Annotated in this window: 17 protein-coding genes; 1 reads left to right on the forward strand and 16 read right to left on the reverse strand. The window is 36.4% G+C overall.

The genetic code is table 11. From position 1 onward, the window contains the following. Window positions 1–87: 87 nt before the first annotated feature. The 10 genes from ACHZEU_RS13235 to metG form a co-directional block, all read right to left on the reverse strand. The gene (locus ACHZEU_RS13235) at window positions 88–462 is read right to left on the reverse strand and encodes a RidA family protein (protein WP_004229189.1); all 375 of its coding nucleotides are present in this window, start codon (window positions 460–462) and stop codon (window positions 88–90) included. Continuing rightward, a complete protein-coding gene (purR, locus tag ACHZEU_RS13240) occupies window positions 459–1292 on the reverse strand; it encodes a pur operon repressor (protein WP_004229190.1) in 834 nt (277 codons plus the stop codon). The genes ACHZEU_RS13235 and purR overlap by 4 nt, the downstream gene beginning before the upstream one ends. A 56-nt stretch (window positions 1293–1348) precedes the next feature. Continuing rightward, window positions 1349–2215 (reverse strand): 4-(cytidine 5'-diphospho)-2-C-methyl-D-erythritol kinase, encoded by an 867-nt coding sequence (ispE, locus tag ACHZEU_RS13245; RefSeq protein ID WP_404803488.1) that lies wholly within the window; start codon window positions 2213–2215, stop codon window positions 1349–1351. A 220-nt stretch (window positions 2216–2435) separates the two neighbouring features. Further along, window positions 2436–2615: a small, acid-soluble spore protein, alpha/beta type gene (locus ACHZEU_RS13250; RefSeq protein ID WP_004229193.1), complete on the reverse strand. Its 180-nt coding sequence runs from the start codon at window positions 2613–2615 to the stop codon at window positions 2436–2438. Window positions 2616–2729: 114 nt separating this feature from the next. After that, window positions 2730–2990: a biofilm formation stimulator Veg gene (gene veg / locus ACHZEU_RS13255; protein ID WP_004229199.1), complete on the reverse strand. Its 261-nt coding sequence runs from the start codon at window positions 2988–2990 to the stop codon at window positions 2730–2732. Window positions 2991–3147: 157 nt separating this feature from the next. Further along, window positions 3148–4029, reverse strand: coding sequence for a 16S rRNA (adenine(1518)-N(6)/adenine(1519)-N(6))-dimethyltransferase RsmA (gene rsmA, locus ACHZEU_RS13260; RefSeq protein ID WP_048395444.1), 882 nt, complete (start codon window positions 4027–4029; stop codon window positions 3148–3150). Further along, the gene (gene rnmV / locus ACHZEU_RS13265; RefSeq protein ID WP_404803489.1) at window positions 4022–4588 is read right to left on the reverse strand and encodes a ribonuclease M5; all 567 of its coding nucleotides are present in this window, start codon (window positions 4586–4588) and stop codon (window positions 4022–4024) included. The genes rsmA and rnmV overlap by 8 nt, the downstream gene beginning before the upstream one ends. A gap of 220 nt (window positions 4589–4808) precedes the next feature. Next, a complete protein-coding gene (locus ACHZEU_RS13270) occupies window positions 4809–6020 on the reverse strand; it encodes a G5 and 3D domain-containing protein (RefSeq protein ID WP_048395441.1) in 1212 nt (403 codons plus the stop codon). Window positions 6021–6155: 135 nt separating this feature from the next. Further along, window positions 6156–6926 carry a TatD family hydrolase gene (locus ACHZEU_RS13275; RefSeq protein ID WP_404803490.1) on the reverse strand — a complete coding sequence of 257 codons (771 nt, stop codon included), beginning with the start codon at window positions 6924–6926 and terminating at the stop codon, window positions 6156–6158. 253 nt (window positions 6927–7179) lie between these two features. Further along, a complete protein-coding gene (gene metG, locus ACHZEU_RS13280) occupies window positions 7180–9171 on the reverse strand; it encodes a methionine--tRNA ligase (protein ID WP_369823948.1) in 1992 nt (663 codons plus the stop codon). 334 nt (window positions 9172–9505) lie between these two features. Between metG and ACHZEU_RS13285 the strand changes: the two genes are divergently transcribed. Continuing rightward, on the forward strand, window positions 9506–9784 hold the full coding sequence (locus ACHZEU_RS13285; RefSeq protein WP_004229214.1) for an AbrB/MazE/SpoVT family DNA-binding domain-containing protein: 279 nt from the start codon (window positions 9506–9508) through the stop codon (window positions 9782–9784). Window positions 9785–10017: 233 nt separating this feature from the next. On the opposite strand, the gene rsmI is transcribed toward ACHZEU_RS13285, so the two are convergent. From rsmI to holB, 6 genes are all read right to left on the reverse strand, one after another. Continuing rightward, window positions 10018–10893 carry a 16S rRNA (cytidine(1402)-2'-O)-methyltransferase gene (gene rsmI / locus ACHZEU_RS13290; protein WP_048395435.1) on the reverse strand — a complete coding sequence of 292 codons (876 nt, stop codon included), beginning with the start codon at window positions 10891–10893 and terminating at the stop codon, window positions 10018–10020. Beyond that, complete coding sequence (locus ACHZEU_RS13295; protein WP_004229219.1) at window positions 10890–11153, reverse strand: GIY-YIG nuclease family protein; 264 nt, start codon at window positions 11151–11153, stop codon at window positions 10890–10892. Before ACHZEU_RS13295 ends, rsmI begins: the two co-directional genes overlap by 4 nt. Further along, window positions 11137–11886: a tRNA1(Val) (adenine(37)-N6)-methyltransferase gene (locus ACHZEU_RS13300; protein ID WP_048395434.1), complete on the reverse strand. Its 750-nt coding sequence runs from the start codon at window positions 11884–11886 to the stop codon at window positions 11137–11139. The genes ACHZEU_RS13295 and ACHZEU_RS13300 overlap by 17 nt, the downstream gene beginning before the upstream one ends. 63 nt (window positions 11887–11949) lie before the next feature. Next, window positions 11950–12306, reverse strand: a complete 357-nt coding sequence (gene yabA, locus ACHZEU_RS13305; RefSeq protein ID WP_004229222.1) for a DNA replication initiation control protein YabA — start codon at window positions 12304–12306, stop codon at window positions 11950–11952. 27 nt (window positions 12307–12333) lie between these two features. Then, entirely contained in the window at window positions 12334–13149 is an 816-nt protein-coding gene (locus ACHZEU_RS13310; protein WP_048395431.1) for a stage 0 sporulation family protein, read from the reverse strand. After that, window positions 13142–14146 carry a DNA polymerase III subunit delta' gene (gene holB / locus ACHZEU_RS13315; RefSeq protein WP_048395429.1) on the reverse strand — a complete coding sequence of 335 codons (1005 nt, stop codon included), beginning with the start codon at window positions 14144–14146 and terminating at the stop codon, window positions 13142–13144. The genes ACHZEU_RS13310 and holB overlap by 8 nt, the downstream gene beginning before the upstream one ends. Window positions 14147–14204: the final 58 nt, after the last annotated feature.

Below are 14204 nucleotides of genomic sequence, written 5' to 3' on the forward strand. Positions count from 1 at the left end.
TACGTAATTTTTGACAATTGTTTGTCGGCGTAAAAAAACCCACTAAAAAGAATAAAGATTCTCTTTAGTGAGCTTAATAAGTTTTATTTATTTTACGATTGCGATTACTTCGATTTCTACTTTTACATCTTTCGGAAGACGGGCTACCTCTACAGCTGAACGAGCTGGTTTATGATCACCGAAATGATTTGCATAAACTTCATTCATCGCTACAAAGTCATTCATATCTTTCATAAAGACCGTTGTTTTCACAACATTATCTAAAGAAGTTCCAGCTTCCGCTAAAACAGCTTTTAAATTAGCAAATACTTGATTTGTTTGTACAGTTATATCGCCTTCCACTAAATCACCTGTAGCTGTTAATGGAATTTGACCAGAGCTATAAAACATACCGTTAACAATAATACCTTGTGAATATGGTCCGATTGCTGCTGGTGCATTTGTTGTTGCTACTACTTTCATTTGTCATGTCCCCTTTTAGAAAAATAGTTACCTTCACTTAATGCAATTGTTCGATCTTTTTCATTAACTTCATGAAGCTTTACAAGTGAATAATAATCATCTACTAATGTTTCGTCCGCATGCTCAGCCTCCACAAGCACTGCAATGCCTGCTAGCTGACAGTCAAACTCTTCTAAGAGATTTTTCATGCCATTCATAGTACCGCCGACCTTCATAAAGTCGTCAGTAATTAATACACGTTGTCCACTCTTCATGCTTCTTTTTGATAATACCATTGTCTGAATTCTTCTGGAAGAACCAGATACATAGTTAATGCTTACTGTAGAACCTTCTGTTACTTTACTATCTCTTCTCACAACAACCACTGGTACATTTAAATGTCTTGCAATGGCATGAGCGATGGATATCCCTTTAGTTGCTACTGTCATTATGACATCGATTTGTTGATCTGCAAAGGCCGAAGCAAAGACCTTTCCTACACGATTAATTAAATCTGGGTTTCCAAGCAAGTCCGTCATAAATAAGTAACCACCTGGTAACAATCGATCTGAATGTTCTAGCTCTGCTTTTAAATCTTGAATCACTAAACGTACTTCAGCCTCGGACATTTTCGGAATATACTTTACTCCTCCTGCAGCACCCGGCACTGTCATCAATAACCCGATTCCTTTTTCTTCGAATGTTTCTTTTACAATCGTTAAATCTTCACTAATGGATGACTTAGCAGATTGATATAGTTCTGAAAAATAAGTTAGCGGGATCAGCTGATGTGGATGTTCTAGTAAGTAGTACGTCATATCAACTAGTCGTTCACTACGCTTCCATTTCATGCGACCCTCTCCTAAACACGAATATTTATAGGTAAAATTAACACAAATTTGCGTTTCTAAGCAAGCGTATTTCGCTCACCCAAAATTCGTACTGCATAAACTTCCTCACAAAAACCACGTAAACCATTATAAATGCGACTTACACGAGCTTCACTATCCACTAGCCCAAATACAGTTGGACCGCTTCCACTCATTAGCGTGGCATCTGCCCCAAAGCGCTTCATTTGTTCCTTTAACATCACAACTTCTGGGTGTAGCTTAAATGTTACAGTTTCCAAAACATTTCCTAATGAAGAACATAATAGCTCATAATCTTTTGTCTCTATAGCTTGTATCATCTGCTGTGTATTGGGGTGTTGCAGTCCTTCAACCTTAAGACCCCCATAAACTTCTGCTGTCGACACACCAATTTTAGGCTTAGCTAGTACAACCCAACAATTAGGTGGAGCTGGTAATTCCTTTATTTTTTCGCCTCGTCCTGTAGCGAGTGCCGTGCCTCCGTAAACACAAAACGAAACATCCGAACCAATTTTAGCACCAAGTTCCGCTAATTCATCTATTGATAAACCTAAATCCCACAGTTCATTTAGCCCTTTTAATGTTGCAGCTGCATCACTACTACCTCCTGCGAGTCCTGCTGCTATAGGGATTTCCTTTTCAATCGTAATGGATACACCTTGTCTAATGCCATATGTATCTTTAATGAGACGCGCTGCCTGATAAGCAAAATTACGATGGTCATTTGGTACAAAATTATCTGTTGAAATTATTTGAATAACACCATCTTTTCGAGATTCAAGACTGATACGATCAGCTAAATCGACTGTTGTCATAACCATCTCCACTTCGTGAAAATTATCCGGTCTTTTATAAAGTACATCTAATGTTAAATTGATTTTTGCAGGCGCCTTTACATAAAGCATATTTCTTCCTCCTTATAGCTACACGTATAAACAGTTCTTTTTTTCGCGCAAGATTATTCATTTTATTTTACCATATTGAGAATACGAAAATGGAAAAAAAGAACCGTTTACCCTATTCGGAGTAACGGCTCTCTCTCGTCAGTTGTATTTGTTGTGTCAGTAAGGATTTTCATCCCTGCTGAATGAAACTTTATAAGATGACTATTTTAGCAAAAACAGTCTACTTACGCTCTTGCTCACTACTTGCCCGTTCTGCCATTTCTATGGCGCGTTTGACCATATTACCAGCATCACGAGCTTTTATGCCGCCCCAGCCTTCCTTTTGCACAACATCATAAAATCCAAGTTCTTTTGCGATCTCTTCTTTTAAACGAGGTGACATGATACCTTTTCTAGGCATATAAACTCCTCCTTTAACAACTGACGAATTTAGTATGCCCGTGAAAACGCAAAACACTCATGTATTTTTACATATACATGAGTGTTTCTAAAATATAGAAATAAGTACTAGAAACTATTTTGCGACAGCAGCCTTTGCTTCGTCTAAAAATGTAATCTCTACTGCTTCAGTTAAAATATCTGTGTAGCTATACGATACGCGCTTGCACGTATTGTCTTCTTGATCGAGCTCTACTACAAAGATGGCGCGATATGTCTCACGTAGTATCCCTGCACACTCAACCGTTTTCTTGCGACCACCGTTTGCTTTTAATTGCAAACGTTTACCCAAATGACAATCCAACGACTTTTTAATGTCCGCTAAAGTTTTTGGCATTTTCGCTTACACCTCACTAATAACAAGTATAAGCTAATGGCCCAAAAATGTCAACAAAATATAATATTTTATCAGCCTCTTATAAATCTTGTCAACTTATTTTTTATAAAAAAATATATATTTTTTTACATATCCGAAAAATTGTTAACAAAAATTTTTACTTTGCAAATACAGGATGTAGTGCATCAGCTAATTTCCCAAACTCTTGAATTGAAAGTGTTTCTCCACGACGAGTTGGCTCAATATTTGCTAACTCTAATGCCTGTAAAATTTGATCCTTTTGTGCCTTTCCATTAGGTAAACCAGATTGCAGGTTATTATAGATTGTTTTTCTTCGCTGTACGAATGAAGCACGCGTTACAACAAATAAAAAATCTTCATCTATTACTTTTACTGGTGGTTCCTCATGCTTAATAAGGCGAATTACTGCAGAGTCGACGTTAGGTTGCGGCATGAAAACGGTTTTTGGCACTGTCATCGCAATATCTGCTTTCACGTAATATTGTATTGCAATTGATAAAGAACCATATTCTTTCGTCCCTGGCTTAGCTGTTATACGGTCTGCTACCTCTTTCTGCATCATCACAACAAAACCACGGATCGGTAATCGGTCATTGAGTAATTTCAGTAAAATTGGGGTCGTTACATAATACGGTAAATTTGCTACAACCATAATATCATCAATACCTGGCATCTCATCTGCAATTACTTTCTCCACATCTGCCTTAAGTATGTCAGAGTGAATAATAGACACATTATTATATGGGCTAAGCGTATCTTCTAGTACAGGTAATAAACGTTGGTCAATTTCAAAGGAAACTACCTTTTTAGCGCTTCTCGCCAAATGCTCAGTTAATGCCCCAATCCCAGGACCAACTTCAATTGCGCCACTATTCTCAGTTAAATTGGCGTGACTCACTATATTTCTTAAAATGTTCGGGTCAATTAAGAAGTTTTGACCTAAACTTTTTTTAAATGAAAAACCATACTTTTTTAATATTTCTTGTGTTCGAATTGGTGTAGCAATATCCTTATGCATCATTTTCCTCCTGATCTAACTGTGCGATAGCCGCACCAAATTGCTCCTCTGTAATCTGAAACATTTTCAATCTTTTATGAAGTTGTTTACCATTTGTAGCACCTATATTTAAAATTTCCCCTAGTCTATCACGACGTTGCTTTGATTGTGGATGTCCAATTAAACGAGCAGTCATTAAATCTTCCAGTGTAATTACCTCTTCGTTTAGCACCTCATGTATAGGGGTATAAACATGTTGTAATGCCTCACGTATATCCTCATCAGCAGCATGCTCAATCCCTAACCCTTTACCGTTTTTAGCAATCGTTTTCGCTTTTGGTAAAAAGGCATGCTTCACCCCTTTTACACGCTCCTCGATAATGGCGCGTATTCGACGTCCTGGATAGTCTGGATCAGTAAATACAATAACTCCACGTTTTTCTTGGGCGTGCTGAATTCGCTTTAACGTTTCTTCAGAAATTGCAGATCCATTCGTTTCTATAGTATCTGCTTGTACAGCACGTTTAATAGCTGTCGTATCATCTTTTCCTTCAACAACAATAATTTCTTTAATTTGCAAAAAGGCTCCTCTTTTCTATCTACCTTATCTTCTGACCATTTTACAACTGCTCTATACGATTTGTACAGGAATACAAGGTTCAGATGAGCTTATCTTATTCAACTTACTCTCTACATACCTACAACATCATTTGCTAAAAAAATAATAAAGAAGCCTTCCCGCCAGTCAAAACAGGAAAGCTCCATTTGTGAAAAACATTTTGATTAATTTTACAATTTTTTTAATTTAATACTTTAACGCGCACTTTCTTACGTCCCCAGTTACGTGCTTGGGCATCTGTTTGTACAAGTATGTCAATCTTATTACCCTTAATTGACCCACCAGTATCCCCAGCTATAGCAGTTCCATAGCCTTCTACCCAAACCTTTGATCCTAACTTAATAACAGAAGGGTCAACTGCGATCACCTTCAAGCCAGAATTTGAACGTAGGTTTATACCAGTTGCTGATGTACCAGTACAACCGTTGCAATATGGTGTATATGCTGTTGCCGTTACATAAAATTCTTTTCCGTTAGTAGGCTCTGCTGAACCACGTGACACAGTTGCTGCACTTGCAACAATTGTTTTTGTGCCTACAGCAACCACTTGTTTCTTCGGCTCTTTTAATACTTTCTCAGATTGTAGGTTTTTTGCCACAACCTTACCGTTTTCTTTGACAACCTCATACGTACGAGAAATCGAACCCTTCTCGCCCGTTGCTACTACTTTTTGTTTCCCCTTTTGCAATGAAGCATCCTGCTTCTTTTCAACTGCGAAATCTAAAGAGTCTTCCACTACATCGATAACCTTTTCTACGCGAACTACTGTGATTTTACTCTCCGGAGTAATAACGTTCTCCAGGTTATTTTCGACACGATCGAATTCATTTAGCTGAATTCCTTGTTGTTTTAAAAAGTTAGCGACCGTAGTCGAAGTGGACCATACTTGTCTTTTATTTACGCCATCGACAAGCGCTACTTGAAACGCTTTTTGAATATCGATTTTGTTTTCTGCTCCTAGTTCAGTATCTAGACCTTGCGCTAAAGAGTCATGTTCAGATACTTTAATATTTGCTTCCTTCAAAATGTCCTTCACAAGTGTTTCAGTTGTCCAAACTTTTGACTGATTTCCATCAACTGAAATAGTTACTTCTTTTGCCTGTTCCCATGTAATTGCTAATCCATTAACAATTTTGGTGTTCAGAGAGGGTGAAATTTTGTCATGCTCTGCTATATCTATATTTTGATTTTGTAATAATTGTTCTACAGTTTTGGCATGTGTTGATACTTCGATTGTTTCTCCATTTGCTTCAAGCTTAACGGATTTTTTCGTACCTTGATAAAGCACGAAAGAGATTACAGACACAAACAGGACAAGTGAGATAATTCTTATCACTGTTTGCTTACTCCTCAATGATCCTAAGAACAAGTTTTTCATGGAATTATTTGACATGAAAAAACGCCTCCTTAATACAAGGTTGGATTATACGGACTAGTTTTGGCACTGTCAACCCGAAAGTATTTCTCTGAAAATTGACTTCTTGTTTTTTGCCAACCACAAACCCTGTATTGGAGGCATCTAAGCTAGTTAATTGTCAATCCCAAAAAAATTTTTCGCATTGGTTGTAGTTGCTTGTGCAATTTCCTCAATTGTCAACCCTTTCAAACGTGCGATTTCCTCAGCAACTAAAGGCACGAAAGCGGGTTCATTGCGCTTACCTCGATGTGGATGTGGAGCTAAATAAGGAGCGTCTGTTTCAATCATCAAGTGTTCAAGAGCTATTTCTGTAGCTACTTCCTTTGGTAGACGTGCATTTTTAAATGTCACTGGTCCCCCAAGACTAATCATAAAATTCATTGCTATACATTCACGCGCTGTTTCTACACTTCCACTAAAGCAGTGCATAACACCCCCTACGGATGCAGCATTTTCTTCACGTAAAATTTGTACAACATCACCTGTTGCATCCCTATTATGAATAACGATTGGTAAATTGATCTTTTGAGCTAATTGAATTTGCTTGCGAAAAAGTTCCTGTTGAACGTCTTTTGGAGACTTATCCCAATAGTAGTCCAATCCCGTTTCACCAATGCCAACTATTTTTGGATGTAAAGCTAATTGCTCAATCCACTCTAAATCTTGTTGAGTACAATCAATAGCGTCTACTGGATGCCAGCCAATGACACCGTAAACAAAATCATATTGCTCTATTAATTGCATTGTTCTCTCAATGGTTTTACGGTCGAAACCAATAACTACCATTCGTTCTACTTTAGCTTCAAGAGCTCTATCAATCACTTCTTGAAGATCTTCCTCATACTGATCTGCGTTTAAATGTACGTGTGTATCTATAAACATCTTCATTCTCCTAACATTGATTTTATTAAAATTTATTATTTCATATTTTTCGTGATCATTACAATTTCATTACAAACTATTCGACATTGTGACATTCCACTTAATCGACATTACCACAAATAGTTCTTTAGGCCCACAAAACCAAGTTTTTCACGCATCGTAAATTATATCAAAATAATTTAATCCCGATTTCTCTAACAGATTTGAAAAGCCTGCTGAATAATTCATATTCAGCAGGCCTTCCTTAAGTTCATTACTTTACTTTTGCACCATTTTCAAGTTTAGGATCAACTGATGCTAATTTTAAAATTCCATCTTTCTCACCAGCTAAAATCATTCCTTGTGATATTTCACCACGTAATTTTACTGGTTTTAAATTTGCTACGACAATCACTTTTTGACCTATTAAATCATCTGGTGTATAGAATTTCGCTATACCTGAAACTACTTGACGTTGCTCATATCCTAGATCAACTTGTAGCTTTAATAATTTATCTGCTTTCGGAACAGTTTCACATGCAGTCACAGTAGCTACACGCAAATCAACTTTCATAAAATCATCAATAGTAATTTCAGGAATTTCTGGATTTTCTTCAGTTTTTTCTACCTTTTTAATTTCTTCATCCTGTGGTGTTTTCACAGACCCACGCATTTCCTCACGAATATAAGTAATCTCAACCTCATTTTCTAAGCGTGGGAAAATCGGTATCCCTTTTTCTACCACTTTAATGTTTGCTGGAATAGTATTGCCGAATGTTGCAATTGTATCCCATGCTAAGAATTTGTCATCTAATCCTAACTGATCGATCATACGTTTAGGAGTTGTTGTCATAAATGGTTGCAACATGACAGCGATTTGGTGTAAGCTTTCTGCCAAATTTCGCATAACTGCACCTAATTTTGGCTTGTCTGACTCTTCCTTTGCTAACACCCATGGTTGTGTCTCATCTATATACTTATTTGTGCGTGAAACAAGCGTCCATAAGTCAGCAAGAACGACACTAAATTGCATTTTTTCCATACTTTCTTCATATTTAATACGTACCGACTCAGCTTGCTCTTTTAAAGCTGCATCAAATTCTGTCGGTTGAAGATTTTCTGTCGGAATAATACCATCAAAATATTTATTAATCATTGAAATTGTACGATTTAATAAGTTCCCTAAATCATTAGCCAGATCAAAGTTTGTACGTTCAATAAATGATTCTGGTGAAAATACCCCATCAGAGCCAAATGGTAATTCTCGTAATAGGAAATAACGTGTCGCATCTAGACCATAACGCTCGATTAACATTTCAGGATAAATTACATTGCCTTTTGATTTAGACATTTTACCGTCTTTCATCATAATAAAACCATGAGCAAATACCTTTTTCGGTAATGGCAAATCTAATGCCATTAAGAAGATTGGCCAATAAATCGTGTGGAAACGAACAATATCCTTGCCAACTACATGTACATCTGCTGGCCAATATTTATTGAATAATGATTCATCTTCTGATAGATAACCTAAGGCTGTAATATAATTCGTTAATGCATCAACCCATACATAAATAACATGCTTTGGATCTCCTGGTACTTTAATTCCCCAGTCGAAGGATGTTCTTGATACCGATAAATCCTCTAGCCCTGGTTTAATGAAGTTGTTAATCATTTCATTTTTTCGTGATTCTGGCTCAATGAATTCAAGGTTCTCTTCATAATAAGCTAATAAACGATCTGCATATTTCTTCATATTAAAGAAGTACGATTCTTCTTTAACCTTATGCACCGGACGACCACAATCGGGACAGTTCCCGTCAACTAGTTGAGTCTCAGTAAAGAATGATTCACACGGTGTACAGTACCAGCCTTCATATTCACCTTTATAGATATCACCATTATCTAAAAACTTTTGGAAAATCTTTTCGACAGCTTTCGTATGTCGATCCTGCGTTGTTTGAATAAAGTCATCATAAGAAATATCCATTAAACCCCAAAGTTTTTTCGCAGCATCGGCAATTTCATTTACATAATCTTGAGGATGTTTACCCGCTTCTGCTGCTTTTTCTTGAATTTTTTGGCCATGTTCGTCCATTCCTGTTAAAAAGCGTACATCATAACCTTTTAAACGTTTATAGCGTGCAATAGTATCAGATGCTACTGTTGTATATGCCGTACCAATATGAAATTTCCCACTTGGATAGTAAATGGGTGTTGTTATATAGAATGTTTTTTGTTGTTCACTCACAAGAACTGCCTCCATTGTTTTACAATATACTTTCTATTCTAACGAAGTACGAAATTCGTTTCAATGAAAGTTTATTAAACGCGAAAATTGTCGAATAATATATTTAATCCATTAAATGACTTAAATAAGAACCTTTTTTACTATTAACAAAAATATTTATTAAAAACCTTTTAAAAAAATTAAAATACCTGCATTCTTCTCAAAAAATTTTTTTAAAAACCATAATATTAGTGCATTAATTAATTGACGTTTATGGCATTACTTGGTATGATAACTATCAGACAAAGAAATAATGTCGAAATTTGACGAAATACCAATATAACTTTTATAAATTAGGAGGAAATCTATTATGAAATCAACAGGGATTGTTCGTAAAGTCGATGAGTTAGGTCGTGTAGTAATTCCTATCGAGTTACGCCGTACGCTAGGTATTGCTGAAAAGGACGCTTTAGAAATCTATGTGGATGATGATAAAATCATCTTAAAAAAATATATGCCTAATATGACATGTGCTGTTACTGGTGAAGTTTCAGATGATAACTTCCGTCTAGTTGGAGGCAAATTAATTTTAAGTCCAGAAGGCGCAGAAATGTTAGTTAAAGAAATTCAATCTAACTTAAAAAAATAATTAGTTACTCACCTAAATCAAAACAGTGATTTAGGTGTTTCTGTTTATTAATATAACCAATTTCTTAACCCCTTATAATGTCCATGTCAGACCTTTCTATTTAAGGTTACTATTATTTACAATTATTATCAATTTAAAATTGTGTCTCAAAATTATTACTTTTCAACTTATAAGTTTCGGGTCATTAACTAAATAAAAATAAAGAGCTACCCTAATAAGGTAACTCTTTACTATTATTCACTATGATATTCATTATAAACATCTCGCTTTGCCACTTGCCTTAACTTAGCTACTTCTTTAATGGCTTCTTTTGAAGATACATTCGATTGATTGATAATGAAATCAACATGTTCAACAATGGACATGTTTTGCCAATAGGCTTCTTCATGATCTTCCTCTTCTACACAGCTATTACCTTCAAGAACAATACAAAACTCTCCTCGTATTTCTTCAGTTTGTGACCATTCTACAGCTTCAGACAAAGTACCTCGTAAAAACTCTTCAAACTTCTTTGTCAGCTCTCGAGCTAAAACAATACGACGTTCCCCGAGTATAGCTTCCATATCTTTTAATGTATCCTTTAAGCGATGTGGTGCCTCATATAGTAAAATCGTTTCTTGGCGTTTTTTTAATTGTTCTAATTGCTGGCGACGTTCCTTTTTTCCGCGATTCAAAAATCCATAAAAGAAAAATGGCTGTGGCGATAACCCAGATGCAATTAATGCTGAAATTGCTGCATTAGGCCCTGGCACTGGTACAACAGAAAAGTTTTGGGCAATTGCTTTTTCCACTATATCTGCACCTGGATCAGAAATACAAGGTAAACCTGCATCACTTACTAATGCAATTGTTTTTCCTTCTTGTAGTAATGTTAATAATTTTTCTCCACCTACGGCTATATTATGCTCATGGTAGCTGATTAGTGGTGTGTCAATCTCAAAGTAGTTACACAGCTTTTTGGTGTTTCTAGTATCTTCTGCAGCGATAATATCTGCTTCTTTTAAAATGCGAAGTGCACGCACACTCATATCCTCTAAATTACCAATAGGTGTTCCTACCAGATATAAACAACCTGTCTGATCGTGTATTGTACTTTTTTGTGATTTCACGATTCACCCCTCCTTATATAATTAATTTTCTGTGTTCTTGTTAATTGCTTAAAGGCATATTCAGCACGCATTGCTTCTTGCTTTGTCTCGAATATTTCTTTGTAAATACATTTCACTGGACCTCTAGCTCTTGTATATTTTGCTCCTTTACCAGCGTTATGTACAGCAACACGTTTTTCTATATTATTTGTATACCCTGCATAAAGAGTTTGATCAGCACACTCTAACACATAAAAGTAGTGATTATTGCTCTTTTCCATAAAGAATTTCTCTCACTTCTGTCGTGTATTCATTATTGGCATCATAAACATACAACGGCGGCAGAATTTTTAAATCAGGCTTTCCATCTTTTATTCCTTCTATTAATAATGTATTAGCCTCTTTCCCTTCCTTCGGATAAATGAGCTGCATCCGTTTAGGCTCTAAGCGATTTGCTCGCATAGCTGTCACAATATCTAATAATCGCCCAGGTCGGTGAACAAATGCGGCCTTGCCCCCTTGCTTTAATAATTTACTTGCGGATTGAATCGCTTCTTCCAATGTTAAATACAATTCATGGCGTGCAATGGCATGATGCTCACTAAGATTTTTATCACTCGCTTCATGTGCTAAAAAATAGGGTGGATTACAGGTAACCACATCATACTTTTCAATGCCAAGTTGTTTTGGTATTTCTTTAACATCTCCAAGAATCATTTGAATTTGCTGTTCTAGCTGATTGTAACGGATACTTCTCTCTGCCATCTCAAATAAACGTGGCTGAATTTCTACGCCTGTTATCTTTCCCTTTGTACGTGCACTTAAAAAAAGTGGAATCACACCATTTCCTGAGCATAAATCAACGATTTTTCCCTTATGATAAGGAATACTGACAAATTTCGAAAGCAATACTGCATCTAATGAGAACGAAAAGACAGAGGGACTTTGAATAATACGTAAATTCTCAGCCAACAAATAATCTAACCGCTCGTCACCTTTTAGCCATTTTTCCATGCTTACTCCTCCTACGCTACAAAACAAAAGACTGACACCACCGTAGCGGGAATCAGCCTTTTATTACACATTTTGTTTATTTAAAAATGATAGACAGAACAGACAATCCTCACCCTTACGTGAACTTCCAAAATGAACATGGCAAACATGGAAGCCCTCTTGGTAGAGGCGAGCTAAGTTATCATATCCCTCACCAATATCTAGCGGACTCTCTTTCTTTACTTCAGCAGCTTGTACGGAGTTTGTATTAGAAAGTAGTTCTTCTAGACGTGTACGTAGGTGATGATTTTCTGTTTCAAGCGCCTTATGCTCTTCCATCATTAACGCTACAAATTGTTTCAATGCACCAAATTGCTCCTGCATTGCTTCGAGCTGTTGTTCGAACTCCATAACGGTATCTAAGAAATTACGGTCCTTCACCCAAGCCACCTCGTTAAATTCTCTATCTTAAATAAGATTTTTTTCGCATGCTAGCAGTTCTTCTAGTGTATACTCAACTGTGCGTTCCTGCTCATGTAAATATACTTGAATAAGTCTTTCCAGCACATTTAGCCCTACTACTTTCCCACGGCCATCTGGTGTCATTGTTATCTCACCAACATCTGGCATGCCCTCTTTTGCTTCTTCATATTCATCATTTTCATACTTTAAGCAACACATTAAACGTCCACAAAGGCCAGATATTTTTGAAGGATTTAATGATAGGTTTTGATCTTTAGCCATTTTAATCGAAACGGGCTCAAAATCACCCAAAAATGTGGAACAACAAAGCATTCTACCACATGGACCGATACCACCTAAAAGCTTGGCTTCATCACGCACACCAATTTGACGAAGTTCAATACGTGTTCTAAAAACCGAGGCTAAATCTTTTACTAGATCCCTAAAATCAACTCGTCCTTCAGCTGTAAAGTAAAAAATAATTTTATTACGATCAAATGTATATTCAACATCTACAAGTTTCATTTCTAAATTATGCTCTATAATTTTAGTACTAGCGAGCTCAAATGCACGCTTTGATTCCGCTGCATTTTCCTCTACTTGTATACGATCACGATCATCTGCTGGTCTAAGTACTTGTTTTAGTGGTAATACAACATCATTATCACCCACAACTTTTTGAGGGACAACTACTTTTCCATACTCTACACCGCGGGCTGTCTCTACAATAACATATTGACTATCCTCTAGTAGAAATGATGCCGGATCAAAATAATATATTTTACCCGCCTTTTTAAAGCGGACTCCTACTACATTATACAAATGTATATCCCTCCTGCAGATTTAGCATTAACTGCTCCATCAATAACGTCCTATTCATGTTACGCTGTAAAGAGGCGCGTGCTTGTAAAATAGATTCCATCTGATTTGATAATCTTTCATAAGTGGAATATAACGCAACTTCTTTAAATAGTGGTAACATGTCTGGATAAGTACAAGCTGCCTCGGGATTAGCTTTTATTGACACTATATCACGGTAAGCAAATAGTAGTAAATCCAATGCTTGCTCCATCTCGCTTTTTTCTTTAAAGTGAGGCAACCACTCTTCATGCACAATAAGCAATGCTTCATGTACATTTTGCCGAATGGCCTCTACTAATTTTAACACTGTTTTTCGAGCGAGTGCAAACTGCTCATCATTTGCTAAAAATATCGCTGTTTCGAGCTCATTTGTCATCATGCTTACTGTTGAGGCCATTGAATGTGAAATATTATTTTCCTGTAAATGCTTCAACAAAACATGACGTGGCATTTTTTGAAATTTGATATGTTGACAACGAGAACGGATAGTTGGAAGAATTGACTGCATTTGCTCAGTTAGTAATATGGCAGTTACTTCTCCTTCTGGCTCCTCTAAAAATTTAAGTATCATATTTGCAGAGGCTGTATTAAGACGGTCTGCATGATGAAGCACATAAATCTTACGTCCTTCTTCTACACCCACCATTTTCATTTCTCCGATGAGTTCTCGCATCTGATCAATTTTTATGAATTGACCATCTGGATAAATTTGATGAATATTTGGATGATTTCCCGAATCTACACGTTTGCAATTTCGACATGTTTCACATGGAACATTTCCACTTGGTTGCTCACATAACATTAATTTGACAAAAAAGTGCATAATATCTGCCTTGCCTGTCCCTTTTTCGCCATCAAAAATATATGCATGTGCTAATCTATTCTTGTCAAATATTGTTTGAAGCTGCTTCATTACGACTGGTTGCAGTGTGAGTAGCTCTTCAACATTCTTGGCCATACATTTAAATTCCTTCCTGTCTCTACAACAAAAGGTGATACTTTCTTGCACTCTTGTA

This window comes from Lysinibacillus sp. S1, from assembly GCF_044986265.1.
Classification (GTDB): domain Bacteria; phylum Bacillota; class Bacilli; order Bacillales_A; family Planococcaceae; genus Lysinibacillus; species Lysinibacillus capsici.